Below are 14389 nucleotides of genomic sequence, written 5' to 3' on the forward strand. Positions count from 1 at the left end.
CCTTGGCAGTCTCAGCCTCATAAAAAAACCTATAAGTCAATCTCATCTCCAGGTTTCATTGCATGACCTACACCTGATTGTAAAGAGTTAGCAAAAGCTTCTCCATCTTGTTCAATTAATGGGAACGTATCATAATGCATCGGTACAACTCGATCAGCCTTAATCCATTCAGCCGCTAACTTCGCATCTTTAGGTCCCATTGTGAAATTATCACCAATTGGTAAAAAGGCTAAATTAATCTCATTTAAGTCTCCAATTAATTTCATATCAGAGAACAATGCTGTATCACCAGCATGATAAATTGTTTTTCCTTCCACTGTTAACAGAAGACCAGCAGGCATTCCTGTATAAACAATCGTTCCGTCAGCTTCTGTGTATGCTGAACCATGAAATGCTTGAGTTAACTTAACATGTCCAAATTCAAAATTATGGCCGCCACCAATGTGCATTGGATGAGTATTTAAGCCTTTATTTCCTAAATAAGTTGCCAGCTCAAATGGGGCAACAACTAATGCGTCATTGTCTTTAGCGATCTTTTCTGTGTCACCAACATGGTCGTTATGCCCGTGAGTTAATAAAATCACGTCAGCTTTCAAACCTTCTGCCTGTAAGTCACAGTTATCATTACCAGAAATAAATGGATCGATTAAAATTGTGTGGTTGAGCGTTTCAACTTTAACTACTGAATGACCGTGAAAAGATACTTTCATCACAATCAACCTCCTGAATTTTTAAATTTTTCTTAATTAATTACTTCGCCATCATTCATTTATTTCCCTTTATCCGTTAAGATAACACATAAAGACAAAAAATTTTAGAGGTGAATTAAATGGATAAAAGAATCAAACAGTTAATTGAAAGCTTACAAAATAATAACTTAGAAAGTATTTTCATTACATCAAAAGCCAATGTCTTTTACTTTAGTAATCTGTACGCTGAAGCACATGAACGTTTAATTGCTTTATACATAGACGTACAAGGCAGAAAGACAATTATTGCTCCTGCTTTAGAATTGGAAGATATAAAAAATGCTGGATGGACAAGCGAAATCATCACATACTTCGACCATGAAAACCCATGGGAAAAATTCGAGAAATGGTTATCCCACTCAGGTGGTTTACCAAGAAATCTAGCAATTGAAGAGGAGAACTTAAACGTTGAACGTTTTCAACAACTTCAAAATCTAACAAAAAACGAAGATATTCAATACGGTCAACGACTTTTAAATGAGCTGCGAGTCATTAAAGATGACGACGAAGTTGAGATTTTACAAGAAGCTGCACGCTTCGCTGATTTCGGAATTGAAACAGCCGTTAAACATATAAAGTCAGGAAAAACTGAACTAGAAATTATCGCAGAAGTTGAGTATGCCCTTAAAGAAAAAGGTATTCGCCACATGTCCTTTTCAACATTAGTTCTTTCAGGTGCTAAAACAGCTGCTCCACACGGGACACCAAGTACGAAACCAATAGAGGACGGAGACTTTGTTTTAATGGACTTAGGTGTTGTTTATAAAGGGTATTGCTCGGATATTACACGTACAGTGGCTGTTGGTGAAGTTAATGAAGAACAAGAAAAAGTTTATAACACCGTTCTTGCTGCACAACAAAACGCACTTGATGTTTGTGAAGTGAACACACCGTTAGGGAAAATTGATCGTGCTGCACGAAGTGTAATTGAAGACGCTGGTTACGGCGAATACTTTACTCACCGAATTGGCCATGGAATTGGAATTGATGTTCATGAATTTCCATCGATGGCTTCAAATAACGAAGATCCATTGAAACCTGGAATGGCTTTTACCATTGAACCTGGTATTTACGTTCCGGGAGTCGGGGGCGTTCGCATTGAAGATGATGTATTAATGACAGAGAACGGTCCAAAAACGCTAACGCAATTCCCAAAGACACTACAAAAAGTTTAATAAACTTAAAGCCCCTTTCCATTTGGAAAGGGGCTTTATTTAAGTGAATATTATTAAGTGTGCAATGATCGCAATGGTTGGTAATGTAATTAACGTACGCTGCAAGAAAATAATAAATAGTTCGTGTAATTTAACTGGGATATTAGATTTTAAAATTAATACACCAATTTCAGACATATATATTATTTGAGCAACTGATAATGCACCAATAACAAATCGTGTTAGCTCACTTTCGATACTACTACCGACTACAGCTGGTAAAAACATATCCGCAAAACCGACGAGCATTGCTGGAGCTGCTGCACTTGCTTCCGGTATTCTCAACAACTCCAACAAAGGAACTAATGGATACGATAAAATATTAAAAATGGGTGTGAATTCTACTAGTATAAGTGCTATTACACCCAAACTCATGACTAAAGGAATTAACCCAAACCAAATATCCGCTACAGTCTTTAAACCACTTTTCAATTGGTGAATGAATCCTTTAGCTTGGCTAGCTTTTTGTATCGCTTGAATCCAACCCCATTTTAGTGCTGAAACACCTTCGGGACTTGCATCATTAATTTGCTTCCCGACCTCTTCTCTATAAGTGTTTTCCTTTCTTGATAGTGGCGGAATTCTAGGCATAATCATTGCCGCAACTAAACTAGCAGCTACAACTGTTAAATAGAAAGGTATAAAAAAATGACCGACTCCAATGACGTTTGCAATTACTAAACTAAAGGCGATCGAAGCTACTGAAAATGTGGTCGCAATTACAGCTGCTTCCCTACGGTTATAATACCCTTCATCAAATTGTTTCGATGTCACTAATACACCTACTGGACCGGCTCCCATCCAAGAAGCCATACTGTCGATTGATGAACGGCCTGGTAAAGTAAATAACGGACGCATCACTTTATTTAATAATGAACCGATAAATTCCATTAATCCAAATTGCATTAATAATGGCAAAAACAAACCTGCAAATAAAAACCATGTTAATAAGACAGGGGCTAAATCATAAAGTACAACGCCGCCAGTACCGGGTGAACTAATAATTGTCGGACCCCAAGCCATAATTGTTAACAAACCAACTAAAAAACCAAACCCTCTTACAAGTAGACCGATTGATGTTACTTTGAACAAGTTAGTTAAAAAGTCGTTCTTCTCTATAAATTCTACCTTCATAAGTGTAGCTAATAACGACAAGATAAAGGATGCCCCTAAAAGCCCAACAACAAAGTAGGGCATATGATCACTAAATGTCTCTAATAAATAGTCTGCTAATAGTCCGATCCCAATGGTGTACTGTCCGTCAACAGAAATCGGTACTAAAAATAGTAAAACACCGATTAACGATGGTATAAGAAAGGTCAGCTTTATTTTTAATGAATTAGACCCTTTAATATTCTCATCAACATCATACGTTTGTTGTAATTCCCCCATAAAACTTCTCCCCTTATTTCGTTAATTCAGTCAACACTTCGTCTAATACATTAAGTCCAAAATTAATTTCTTCTTTCGTTACCACTAACGGCGGAATCATACGGATTACTTGCCCCTTTTGGCCACACAAGTAATATAGGACACCTTTTTGTAAACAACTATTTAATATATCCATAACAAGATCGCCTACTTCTTGTTCTCCTAGAGATTGCATTTCAATCCCGATCATTAATCCGACGCCACGGACGTCCTTAATGACACCATGCTTTTCAGCTAACTTTTGTAACCGCTCAAATGCATATTGACCGACGTCTTTCGTGTTCTCTATTAAATTCTCTTCTTTAATAACATTTAGTGAAGCAATTGATGCAGCACAAGCAATTGGATTACCACCAAATGTTGTCGCATGAGAGCCTAATGGCCACTTAGACATTAATTCTTTAGAAGCAACTGTAGCACTTAACGGCATGCCTGCAGCTATTCCTTTAGCAATTGCCATGATATCTGGTGTTACTCCAAACGTCTGAGCTGCAAACCATTCACCTGTTCGTCCAAAACCTGTTTGCACTTCATCAAAGATAAGTAAAATCCCATGTCGGTCACAAATTTCTCTCATTTTTTGTAACCAACCTTTTGGTGGAATGACATACCCACCTTCACCTAGTACAGGTTCAACAATCATGCAAGCTACTTCTTCTGCTTCAACTTGGTGATTGAATAAGCTTTCAGCCGCTTCTTCTAGTTGATTGGCAAAATAAACATCTGGATCTTCACCAACAGGACAATTACTTGGATCTGCATATGGTAACTGATACGTTAACCACGATGGTTGTAGAAACTTACGGTACTTGCTATTAGAAGTTGAGACACTTAAAGCACCTACTGTACGACCGTGAAAGCACCCTGTAAACGATATGACATAAGGACGTTCTGTTGCATGTTTCGCTAACTTTATAGCACCTTCAATTGCTTCGGTCCCACTGTTTCCAAAGAAGAAATTATCTAGTGGTTCAGGTAGTACGGATTGTAATTGTTCTGCTAGTTTAAGAATTGGCTCATATATAATGACACCCGATGGCCCATGAACTAAATGATCTGCTGAATCTTTTATTGCTTGAACGACTTTAGGATGCCTGTGCCCAACATTTTCAACGGCAATTCCTGAAGTAAAATCTAAATATTTCTTTCCATCTATTCCGAAATAATAGCACCCTTCAGCCTTTTCAACTGGAAGGTTTGGATGGTCTTTAGCCATCCCTGGTGCTAAGTAATCCCCGATTGACTCTGTTAACTTAACCCAACTTTGGTCTTGATGCATTTAGATCCTCCTATACTTTCTCTTTCGATAATTTATAATAATACATATTTATGCATAAAAATTCAATGGGATGTAATAAATTTTTATAGTTTGTTAAAAGAAAGTTTATAAATATAAAAAAAGTGACCTCATTAATGAGGTCACTTTGTACAAAAATTTCACTTTATAGTAAGTCGTTTAGATCTTTATAGTCTAATTCATGTGCATCAGCTACAGCTTTGTATGTCACATATCCATCAAGTGTATTTACACCTTTAGATAAGCTTGCATTATCTAAAACAGCTTGCTTGTACCCTTTATTAGCCAATTGTAAAGCATAAGGTACTGTTACATTTGTTAAACCAATTGTTGACGTTCTAGGAACTGCACCTGGCATGTTAGCAACAGCGTAATGGAGCACACCGTGTTTTTCATAAGTTGGATTATCATGCGTTGTAATACGGTCACTTGTTTCGACAATTCCACCTTGGTCAATTGCTACATCAACAACGACTGAACCGGGGTTCATCTGTTGAATCATTTCATCTGTTACAAGTTTTGGTGCTTTAGCCCCTGGAATTAAAACAGCACCAATTAACAGATCAGACTCTCTCACATGCTCTTCAATATTTAATGGGTTAGACATAACTGTTTTAATTTGTTTACCAAAAATATCATCAAGTTCACGCATACGCTCTGGACTTAGGTCAATTATTGTGACGTCAGCACCTAAACCGACTGCAATCTTAGCTGCGTTAGTCCCGACTACGCCACCACCAATAATTGTAACCTTACCTCGTGTAACACCAGGAATTCCGCCTAATAAAATACCTTTACCACCGCGTGATTTTTCTAAGAATTGAGCACCAATTTGTGAAGCCATTCGTCCAGCTACTTCACTCATAGGCGTTAATAACGGCAACGTGCCTTGAGCAGATTCAACTGTCTCATAAGCAATACCAATTACTTTCTTCTCAGTTAGAGCTTTAGTTAACTCAGGTTCTGCAGCAAGGTGAAGGTATGTAAATAAAATTTGACCTTCATAGAAGTAATCATACTCCTCAGGTAGCGGTTCTTTAACTTTCATAACCATTTGCTGTTCCCATGCTTCCTTAGCAGTCGAAACTATAGTCGCTCCAGCTTCCTTATATTGTTCATCCGTGAAGTTCGATCCTTCTCCTGCATTTGTTTCAACATAAAGTTCATGCCCAGCTTTTATTAGGGACATAACACCAGCAGGAGTTAAGGCAACACGGTTCTCATTATTTTTTATCTCCTTTGGTACACCTATTTTCATAATTAATCCTCCTATGCTAAAAGTTATATAATTTATGTAACCGCTTTAACTATAACATGATATATAAAAAGTGGAAACTAAATTTACAAATGACGGTGAATCACATCTAGGCCCCCGGTCACTTCAACGACTGTACCTGTGATCATATCAGAGTCTTCATCACTTAAATGAGATACAACCCTTGCGATATCTTCACCTGTACCAGGCCTTCCAATCGGTGTTTCTGTGTCAGTAATATCTCTAGCATTTACAATATCTGCTTCCTTCAATTCATCGACGATTTTACCTGGAGCGACCATGTTCGCGGTAATTCTATTCTCCGCTTCCTCTAATGCTACTGTCTTCATTAGCGAAGCTAGTCCAACTTTGGCTGATGCAAAAGCCGATCGATAAATCCAACCAGAACTATGGTCAACACCTTGGAATCCTAAGAAGACGATTCTACCATACTGTTGTTTTCTCATAATCGGTAAACAACGCTTCAATAAATAAAATGAAGCATCGAGGTTCCCCCTCACCATCTCATTCCACTCATGCTCTGTATAATCAAACAGTTTTTTCGCTCAAATATATACGGTCCAGCATTACTAATTAAACAATCCACACGTCCAAACTTTTCGTATGCTTGATCTACTGCTTTATTAATTGATGATACGTCCATCGTATCTAACTGAACAATATGTAGACGATATTGATACTCTTCAAATTCATCTAATAATGCTTCAGCTTTTTCTCGGTCACTTCTATATGTAGCTGTTACACTATAACCTTTTGTTAATAAAGCTTCTGTCATTTTTTTGCCTAAGCCTTTTGTTCCTGCCGTTACAATTGCATGTCTCATTTAAAGGCCTCCAATCATTCTTTGACCTACCTTATTTATTTTACCATGATTATTTTGGAAAATGAACGAAACAACTTTAAAGTCTATATTAATATTAGTATGAATATTCAGATAATGATGGTACAATACAATTAATTAGACAAGGAGGTGTCTTGATGGCATTTGAATATCATGACATTGTCATTGCGGTAGATGGGTCTAAAGCGTCTGAATATGCTTTCTTAAAAGCAATCGACATTGCCAAAAGAAATCATGCCAAACTCATTATTTCTCACGTAGTTGACACCCGAGTATACTCTACGATCGAAGCGTATGACCGAAGCGTTTCTGACCGTGTGCAAAATGATGCTCTTGAACTTTTACGAACTTATCAAATGCGAGCAGAAGAAGCTGGCGTTGAAAATGTGGTGACTGACCTTGAACACGGTTCTCCAAAAGTCAAAATTGCTAAAGAAGTTGCTCCACGACACAATGCCGATTTAATTATTTGTGGTGCTACAGGAATGAACACCGTTGAACGATTCTTTATTGGCAGTGTCTCCGAACACATTACTCGGTACTCAAAAGTTGATGTGTTAGTTATTCGCCCAGAAGATTCTAAATAAAAAATTGGGGGTGAGATACCCCCAATTTCTTATCCTAACGTTCCTGAATAGCTCGATATTGGTAAAATCTTTTGGCAAAGTCACTTACATTTTTAGCCGTTTTATAATTAACCGTTGCGCCAACCCCAACACTAATTAACGGAACACCTTGGAATAACTTTTTGCGGAACATTAAAATCGCAATTGTCTTAAATATATTTCTTAATGGTTGCTCAATCCAAGTCGTGTTCGTGAGTTGTTTTTCTTGTGACATTAATCGATCATATTGCTCAACATCTTCTTTTAACTCTTCCCAAGCCTCATACTGAAGTCGTTTAGGTAAAGCACCTGCATGTAACACTTTAAGAGCTACTACCATCTCAATAGGGTTATGCATGTTATACCCGTAACTTGTTCCTACAAGTTGTACTGTTCTCAAATTTAACCCGATCATCATTGGTAAATCGACACCAAGCAATAGCCAGCCACCAGCTCCAGTTGCTCCACCTTGAACAAATGAATATACACGATTACGAGCAACTTGTTGATCAGCTAAGTATGTTAACTTTTCAATTGATAACTTTTTTAGATCTTCAATTTGTTGAATATCTTCATCATATGTTCTGGCGACTTGTAGAATACGGTTGTAAGCTTCAGCTTGTGCATTTGTCCCTTGTAAAAACGTATACGTATACAAAAGCATTGATCAATACTTTCAAAAAACTTACGTTGGACCGGTTTTGGTAGCTTATTAAACTGATCTTGTACCCACAGCTCATACACTTTCTCAAAATCATTTGATACATAAGAAGACACTTCACGTTCCCAACGTTCGATCTCCTTTAAGACGCGTTCCTCTCCCATTAAAACACGGCTCCTTTATCGGTCATTCTTAAACCACTGATCGATTTGTTTAATGACATTGTTCGTTGCATGAACATCTTTAAAAGAAGGTAGTTGTGCTAACATGACTTTTTTCGGATCTCTTGTACCTTCACCCTTCTTTTGTAATACTAATATGCTTCTTGAAAACTTTTCATCTTTGAACATCGTTTTCGGCAATTCTAACACACCAACAATGTGAACTTGATCTTTTAAGAAAGCTTGTAGCTGTTCTTTCTGTTCACTTTCAAAAAGAAAGCTAGGTACAACAAAAAATAAGTACCCTCCTTCTTTAGTATATTTAATACTTTGTTCTATAAATAAATGATGTGCATAGGAATGTCCTTCTTCTGCTTTTAACTCGTAAGAACTAGCCGCTTCATCATCAGGATAGTAGCCAACGGGTAAATCAGATGCCACAACATCGACTGGCTCTAAAAGAATCGGCTTTAAGCTGTCTTGATGGAAGTACTCAATTTCACGTTCTTGTAAATTCGTATTATTAAAAGCTAAGCGAATTAAGGTAGGGTCAACTTCACTTCCATAAGTATCTACAGTTAAGTGTTCTTGTTGGTTTAAAATAGTCAGTAATAAATTACTCGAACCACATGCTGGGTCAAATAAACGATATGACTGCTCCCCTTCTAAAAACTTATTAATAAGATAACCAACAAATACGCCAATTGTATCAGGGGTAATATAGTGATGCTGTTGAGTAGCACCTTTCATCCCTTTCAAAATAGCAAGCTGCATCGCTTTACGTCTTGCTTCACGATCATACTGATTAAATTGGAATTGATTAACCTTATCTGTTAACTGCTTTTGATAATTCGGTTCAAGGTCTTCAGGGACCTGTTGTTCAAATAATAAATTACTACTCGCTATTAACGCTTCGATATATGGTGTGTTTTCTTCCTGCTCAATGATTGTACTTGTTTCATCTAACCAATTGAACAACTCATTTAATTGTTGCTCCATCAAAGTCCCTCCGTCACTTTTTTATACATTATTTATTTTAGCAAACTTGTTGGGACTATGATAGTTTAAGCGTTTTAGTCGGGCGTATTTGTCGTACCATAATGGTTTGTATGTTTATTCTGCTGGACCATATGTTGGATTTTTTCAACTGCTTGAGGGGCTAAGTCGATTAATTTCTCAACAATATGAGTCCCTTCATCTAAATGCACCATTTTCACATCGTGTGATCTGACAATTAAGAAAGCAATTGGTGTAATAGACACACCACCGCCAGCACCTCCACCGTAAGGCATATTAGAATTTGATGAATCTTCCTGGTTTCCTCCTGGGTTATTAAATTCACTACCACCAGAAGCAAAACCGAAACCGACTTTAGAGACGGTCAAAATAACCGCAGATTTGTCTGGTGTTTCAATTGGATCTCCAATGATTGTATTGACATCAATCATTTCTTTTAAGTTTTCCATTGCTGTTTCCATCATATTATGAATTGGATGCTCGCTCATTTCCATTCCACCTCTTTAATTTTTGATAGTGCCACGCTATAGATAACGCATTACGCATAATTTGGCCGATTCTGATTGATAATATGCATTCCAGTTCGGACTGAAGGGACGGTTTTTGGTAATTTGGTCTAACTTCAAATTCAGGATTATAGTCACTTTGCATTAAAACAACCATCCAATGGCATCCCATACTTTTTAATGAATAAGCTGTCCCAACTAGTACAGCCGTTTGATTAGCTGCTTTAACACCTAATTCACTCACCCACTTAAAGTGGTGTAATCTGAAGGCTCGAACAACATTTAACACATGTGGTATAACATCTCTTGTTGTATCGACCACTTTTTGTATTATGTGATATTGTTCTTCCATGTATTGAGGGGTGTAATGTTTCTCTTTATCTGGGACTTCATGATTCAACATCTCATCTTTTTCTACAATATCAACAGATAAATCACTTTTAAGATCTATAACAGGTATAGAACGGCGAAACACTTTTATGTTCATCCATTTTACAGTAATAAAGATGTCCTTCTGTTTATTCGCATATGTAGCCATCAATTCAACCGTTACTTTGCTAAACATAATAAAAATGATCGTGATTATAATAATGGCTAGTATACCCCCGACAATAACCAACAAAATTCACCTACCTTCTGCTTATATATTCAGCTTAAATTGGTAAATTATACATATAAAATGAAAATAGCGACCTTATTTCATTAAAAAACCCTTTTAGCATTTACAGCTAAAAGGGTTAAAACTTAACTCTACTTTATATCTACCGTTTGATTGTCATAAACTACTCTACCATTGACAATAGTTTTATGTACTTTTATTTCATCAAGCTTCGACTTCTCAACTTCAAATGGATCTTTGTCTAACACAACGAAATCTGCAAAATGCCCTGGACTAACCTTGCCTTGAACATGATCTTTATTAATTACTTTGGCTGGATTCACAGTATAAAGTTTAATCGCCTCGTAAACAGACAAAGACTCATCTTCTAAGTATACATTACCATCGAACATTGAACGACGGTTAACTGATGCAGCAATTCCGTTGATCGGATTTACTTCTTCAATAGGTGCATCAGAACCACCAGCACATAATATCCCTTCTTCTAAGTAAGTTTTCCAAGGATACGAAGTTTTGATCAATGAGTAACCGACTCTTTCAATAGCCCATGGGAAATCAGAGGATACAAATGTTGGCTGAATATCAATAATAATTGGTAGCTGTTTCATACGTTCAATAAGATCTGAACGCATTATTTGTGCGTGAATAATTCGATCTTTTAAACCTTGTATAGGAGGATTAGCTTCAATTGCATTTAACACTTTCTCTGTTGCCAAATCTCCTATAACATGAACAGCTACAGCCATGTCATAACTTCTTGCTTGTTGGATCAGTCTCTCTAATTCTTCATCAGAATGAATCGCTACACCATTTGTTGATGGATCATCATGATAAGCTTGGGAAAGAAGTGCTGTCCTTCCTCCTAATGCTCCATCAACAAACAACTTCATAGCCCCAAATTCTAACCAATCATCAGTAGTATGACCTTTACCTTGGTCTTTAACATAATCCTCTACGATCTCATGGTGAACTAGTAAATGGGCACGGAAACGCTGATCCTTTTCAATTGTATTTTGAAAAGCCTGTACTGTTTTTTTATACCCGCCATAATAGCTCAAGTCTTCGCTATGACCGCTGACTAAACCATATGATAATAAGTCATCAATCGAGGCATTTATTGCACGCTCCAAATACGCTTGGTCTGGTTCAGGCATTGCTTCTTTTAACAATTCTTGAGCTTGGTCATGAAAATAGCCTGTCAATCGTCCTCGGTCATCCTTTTCAATAACACCACCTACAGGTTCTTCGGTCAGTTCATCTATTCCTGCAAGCTCCATTGCTTTACTATTAGCTACTATTGCATGACGGCAAACACGTGTTAAAATGACTGGTTGATTTGGACAAATAGCGTCTAATTCGTCACGATGAATCACTTCTGGCTCTTCCCAATTGTTTTCATTGAACCCTTCTGCAATCAACCATTTATTGTTGGCTAATGAATGGGAACATTCCTCGACTTTATTTATTAGTTCTTCTCTTGATTGAGCATATGTAATATCTAATCGAATTAAACGTTCACCATGGCCTATAATATGTAAATGACTGTCTATGAATCCAGGCAGCATAACACCATCAAATAATACTTTCTCTGTAACATCTTCGTTATACTTGTCCATTAATTGATCAACAGAGCCCATATCGGCGATTTTTCCATCAACTTCATAGATCGCTTCTACAGTTTCCCCTTCACGATTCATAGTATAGATTGTACCACCAAACCAAATTTTCCCCATATTAAACCCTCCCATTTAGACATATGAAAAGGGCAGCTTGATTGACTGCCCCCTCCACCATTCTATACCGGCTGTAAAAACATACACTTTTTAAATCTAAAAGTTGTGATCATCGTTTTTACAACTGATTAGAATGTTATAAAGCTTCAATTCACTATTTATTGTTTTCTACTTAGTGCATTTGCTGTTGCGCTTGTTGTACTAAACGCTTTGTAATCTCGCCACCTACAGAACCGTTAGAACGAGATGTAGAATCTGGACCTAGTTGTACACCAAATTCTTGAGCGATCTCAGTTTTCATTTGGTCTAATGCAGCTTGTACACCTGGTACTACTAAGTTGTTAGAGTTGTTGTTAGCCATTTCTTTCACCTCCTCGTTACCTATTTTGAGATAACTAGGGGTGATTCATACAATGCAAATCATGGAAGTTTTACAAGTTTATAATAACTCGTCAAATTCACTTTCATGACTTGGCTTCGATGGACTAAACACAACCGTTTCTGTTCCTTCAACAGCTTTTGCTATATCGTCAGTAAAATCAATTGGGGCTTCAAATTGATTTACTTTTTCGCGTTTAGGTCTCGTTTTAGGTTGTTTAGGTACAAAAATTGTACAACAATCTTCATATGGTCGGATCGAGATCTCATACGTTTCAATTTCTTTTGATATATCGATTATATCCGATTTATCCATAGCAACTAACGGTCTAATAATAGGATAATTCGTTACTTCATTGATTGTATGCATACTTTCCATCGTTTGGCTGGCAACTTGGCCCAAGCTTTCTCCTGTTGTCAGTGATAAAATTTCTTCTTTTTGAGCAATTTGTTCACTTATACGTAACATAAGACGCCTCATAATAGTCATACCATAGTTGTCAGGTGCCTCTTTAAAGATTTTTTGTTGTACTTCAGTGAATGGAACTAAGTGTAATTTCACTTCTCCACCAAATTTAGTTAACGTTTGAGCTAAATCTTCTACTTTTTGTTTAGCGCGTTCAGATGTGAATGGCGGTGAATGAAAATGAATTGCTTCAATCTTCACACCACGTTTCATTGTTAAATAACCTGCTACAGGGCTATCGATTCCACCTGACATTAATAATAACGATTTACCAGTAGAACCTACAGGTAAACCACCTTTACCAGGAATATTGCGAGCAGTAATATAAGTGGCATCATGACGGATTTCCACTCTTATTTCAACATCAGGTTCACGGACATTTACTGTCCATTCCTCTGTGTTTCTCAATAGATGCCCACCTAAAATTTGATTCATTTCTTGAGAACGAACCGGGAAATTTTTATTCGGTCTCTTACAAGTAATCTTAAATGTTTGACCATCTTCTAACCTCAAAGCTTCCAAAGCAGCTTCTTTTATTTTTTCTTCATCATTTTCTACCTTCATAGCAAGGCTAAATGATTGAATTCCAAATATATCTTTACATTTATCAACTATTGGGTCAGGATCACGCCCATCTAACAAAATGTACATGTGGTCTCGTTTACCTTTAATTGATAAATCTGGATAGTCTTTTAAAGCCCTTTGAACGTTAGAACGTAGTGTATTGATAAAAAACTTTTGATTCTTTCCTTTTAATGCTAGTTCACCGTATCTAATTAAAATGTGATCGTATTTCATATTATTACCCCATTATTTTTTCATACTTTGACATAATCTTTTTGAAAGCAGAAATAAAGGCATTAATATCATCTTGGCTTTGATGAACATTCATGCTTACTCTAACTGCTGCTGAAGCATCGTCATCTGTTTTCCCACATGCTTTTAATACATGGCTTGCTTCATTTTGACGGGAAGAACAAGCTGACTTCGTTGAAACCACTACTCCTTCATCACTAAAAGCATGGATCAACACTTCTGGTTTAAAGTTTTGAACAGAAAAGTTTAAAATATGATGTGCTCCGTTTTGTGGAGAATTAATTGTAACTTGAAGATACCGCTTAAGCTCTTCTCTTATAGTTTGATTTAATTCTTGAAGTTGATGATAGTTTTTTTGTTCTTCCAATGCTAAACGGACCGCCTTAGCTAAGGAAACCGCATTAGCTACATTTTCTGTCCCAGGTCGAACACGATTTTCTTGTAAGCCACCATGTTGTAATGGTGTTAAGTTGATATGTTGTTTTTTAATTAAGCACGCAGATCCTTTAAGTCCATGAATTTTATGACCTGAAATTGTGATTAAATCAATTCCTTTATGATCATAAGGAATTGTGATTTTGCCAAAACCTTGAACATGGTCAACGTGAAATAACACAGT

General features: G+C 36.8%; 14 protein-coding genes and 1 pseudogene. 2 read left to right on the top strand and 13 right to left on the bottom strand.

Going from position 1 to position 14389, the window contains the following annotated elements; genetic code table 11:
• Window positions 1-29 precede the first annotated feature (29 nt).
• Window positions 30-710 (bottom strand): metal-dependent hydrolase, encoded by a 681-nt coding sequence (locus A194_RS0108550; protein ID WP_017186431.1) that lies wholly within the window; start codon window positions 708-710, stop codon window positions 30-32.
• Window positions 711-829: 119 nt separating this feature from the next.
• Here A194_RS0108550 and A194_RS0108555 point away from each other — a divergent pair, with 119 nt between their 5' ends.
• The gene (locus A194_RS0108555) at window positions 830-1924 is read left to right on the top strand and encodes a M24 family metallopeptidase (protein WP_017186432.1); all 1095 of its coding nucleotides are present in this window, start codon (window positions 830-832) and stop codon (window positions 1922-1924) included.
• A gap of 39 nt (window positions 1925-1963) precedes the next feature.
• On the opposite strand, the gene A194_RS0108560 is transcribed toward A194_RS0108555, so the two are convergent.
• The 4 genes and pseudogenes from A194_RS0108560 to A194_RS17915 form a co-directional block, all read right to left on the bottom strand.
• Window positions 1964-3355: a YjiH family protein gene (locus A194_RS0108560; protein ID WP_017186433.1), complete on the bottom strand. Its 1392-nt coding sequence runs from the start codon at window positions 3353-3355 to the stop codon at window positions 1964-1966.
• 13 nt (window positions 3356-3368) lie between these two features.
• On the bottom strand, window positions 3369-4673 hold the full coding sequence (locus A194_RS0108565; RefSeq protein WP_017186434.1) for an aspartate aminotransferase family protein: 1305 nt from the start codon (window positions 4671-4673) through the stop codon (window positions 3369-3371).
• A 163-nt stretch (window positions 4674-4836) separates the two neighbouring features.
• Complete coding sequence (gene ald / locus A194_RS0108570) at window positions 4837-5949, bottom strand: alanine dehydrogenase (RefSeq protein ID WP_017186435.1); 1113 nt, start codon at window positions 5947-5949, stop codon at window positions 4837-4839.
• A gap of 83 nt (window positions 5950-6032) precedes the next feature.
• Window positions 6033-6790 (bottom strand): annotated as a pseudogene (locus tag A194_RS17915) (SDR family oxidoreductase).
• Window positions 6791-6945: 155 nt separating this feature from the next.
• Here A194_RS17915 and A194_RS0108580 point away from each other — a divergent pair.
• Window positions 6946-7395 carry a universal stress protein gene (locus tag A194_RS0108580; protein WP_017186437.1) on the top strand — a complete coding sequence of 150 codons (450 nt, stop codon included), beginning with the start codon at window positions 6946-6948 and terminating at the stop codon, window positions 7393-7395.
• Between the two features lie 34 nt (window positions 7396-7429).
• On the opposite strand, the gene A194_RS17920 is transcribed toward A194_RS0108580, so the two are convergent.
• From A194_RS17920 to A194_RS17925, 8 genes are all read right to left on the bottom strand, one after another.
• Entirely contained in the window at window positions 7430-8077 is a 648-nt protein-coding gene (locus tag A194_RS17920; RefSeq protein ID WP_017186438.1) for an EcsC family protein, read from the bottom strand.
• Between the two features lie 176 nt (window positions 8078-8253).
• The gene (locus A194_RS0108590; protein WP_017186439.1) at window positions 8254-9234 is read right to left on the bottom strand and encodes a class I SAM-dependent methyltransferase; all 981 of its coding nucleotides are present in this window, start codon (window positions 9232-9234) and stop codon (window positions 8254-8256) included.
• A 74-nt stretch (window positions 9235-9308) separates the two neighbouring features.
• The gene (gene ytfJ / locus A194_RS0108595; protein ID WP_017186440.1) at window positions 9309-9740 is read right to left on the bottom strand and encodes a GerW family sporulation protein; all 432 of its coding nucleotides are present in this window, start codon (window positions 9738-9740) and stop codon (window positions 9309-9311) included.
• Entirely contained in the window at window positions 9718-10377 is a 660-nt protein-coding gene (locus A194_RS0108600) for a DUF2953 domain-containing protein (RefSeq protein ID WP_017186441.1), read from the bottom strand. Before A194_RS0108600 ends, ytfJ begins: the two co-directional genes overlap by 23 nt.
• 131 nt (window positions 10378-10508) lie before the next feature.
• Window positions 10509-12110 carry an amidohydrolase gene (locus A194_RS0108605; protein ID WP_017186442.1) on the bottom strand — a complete coding sequence of 534 codons (1602 nt, stop codon included), beginning with the start codon at window positions 12108-12110 and terminating at the stop codon, window positions 10509-10511.
• A gap of 172 nt (window positions 12111-12282) precedes the next feature.
• The gene (locus A194_RS0108610) at window positions 12283-12471 is read right to left on the bottom strand and encodes an alpha/beta-type small acid-soluble spore protein (protein WP_017186443.1); all 189 of its coding nucleotides are present in this window, start codon (window positions 12469-12471) and stop codon (window positions 12283-12285) included.
• Between the two features lie 78 nt (window positions 12472-12549).
• Window positions 12550-13752, bottom strand: coding sequence for a tRNA uracil 4-sulfurtransferase ThiI (gene thiI / locus A194_RS0108615; RefSeq protein ID WP_017186444.1), 1203 nt, complete (start codon window positions 13750-13752; stop codon window positions 12550-12552).
• Window positions 13753-13756: 4 nt separating this feature from the next.
• A partial coding sequence (locus A194_RS17925) for a cysteine desulfurase family protein (protein ID WP_017186445.1) occupies window positions 13757-14389 on the bottom strand: 633 nt, incomplete at its 5' end.

Origin of the sequence: Alkalibacillus haloalkaliphilus C5 (assembly GCF_000269905.1) — a bacterium.
Taxonomy (GTDB): Bacteria; Bacillota; Bacilli; order Bacillales; family Alkalibacillaceae; genus Alkalibacillus; species Alkalibacillus haloalkaliphilus_A.

Excerpts from the sequence above, each read along its gene's own strand:
- A194_RS0108550 (WP_017186431.1), bottom strand. The coding sequence starts at position 710 with ATGAAAGTATCTTTTCACGGTCATTCAGTAGTTAAAGTTGAAACGCTC.
- A194_RS0108555 (WP_017186432.1), top strand. The coding sequence starts at position 830 with ATGGATAAAAGAATCAAACAGTTAATTGAAAGCTTACAAAATAATAAC.
- A194_RS0108560 (WP_017186433.1), bottom strand. The coding sequence starts at position 3,355 with ATGGGGGAATTACAACAAACGTATGATGTTGATGAGAATATTAAAGGG.
- A194_RS0108565 (WP_017186434.1), bottom strand. The coding sequence starts at position 4,673 with ATGCATCAAGACCAAAGTTGGGTTAAGTTAACAGAGTCAATCGGGGAT.
- ald (WP_017186435.1), bottom strand. The coding sequence starts at position 5,949 with ATGAAAATAGGTGTACCAAAGGAGATAAAAAATAATGAGAACCGTGTT.
- A194_RS0108580 (WP_017186437.1), top strand. The coding sequence starts at position 6,946 with ATGGCATTTGAATATCATGACATTGTCATTGCGGTAGATGGGTCTAAA.
- A194_RS17920 (WP_017186438.1), bottom strand. The coding sequence starts at position 8,077 with ATGCTTTTGTATACGTATACGTTTTTACAAGGGACAAATGCACAAGCT.
- A194_RS0108590 (WP_017186439.1), bottom strand. The coding sequence starts at position 9,234 with ATGGAGCAACAATTAAATGAGTTGTTCAATTGGTTAGATGAAACAAGT.
- ytfJ (WP_017186440.1), bottom strand. The coding sequence starts at position 9,740 with ATGAGCGAGCATCCAATTCATAATATGATGGAAACAGCAATGGAAAAC.
- A194_RS0108605 (WP_017186442.1), bottom strand. The coding sequence starts at position 12,110 with ATGGGGAAAATTTGGTTTGGTGGTACAATCTATACTATGAATCGTGAA.
- A194_RS0108610 (WP_017186443.1), bottom strand. The coding sequence starts at position 12,471 with ATGGCTAACAACAACTCTAACAACTTAGTAGTACCAGGTGTACAAGCT.
- thiI (WP_017186444.1), bottom strand. The coding sequence starts at position 13,752 with ATGAAATACGATCACATTTTAATTAGATACGGTGAACTAGCATTAAAA.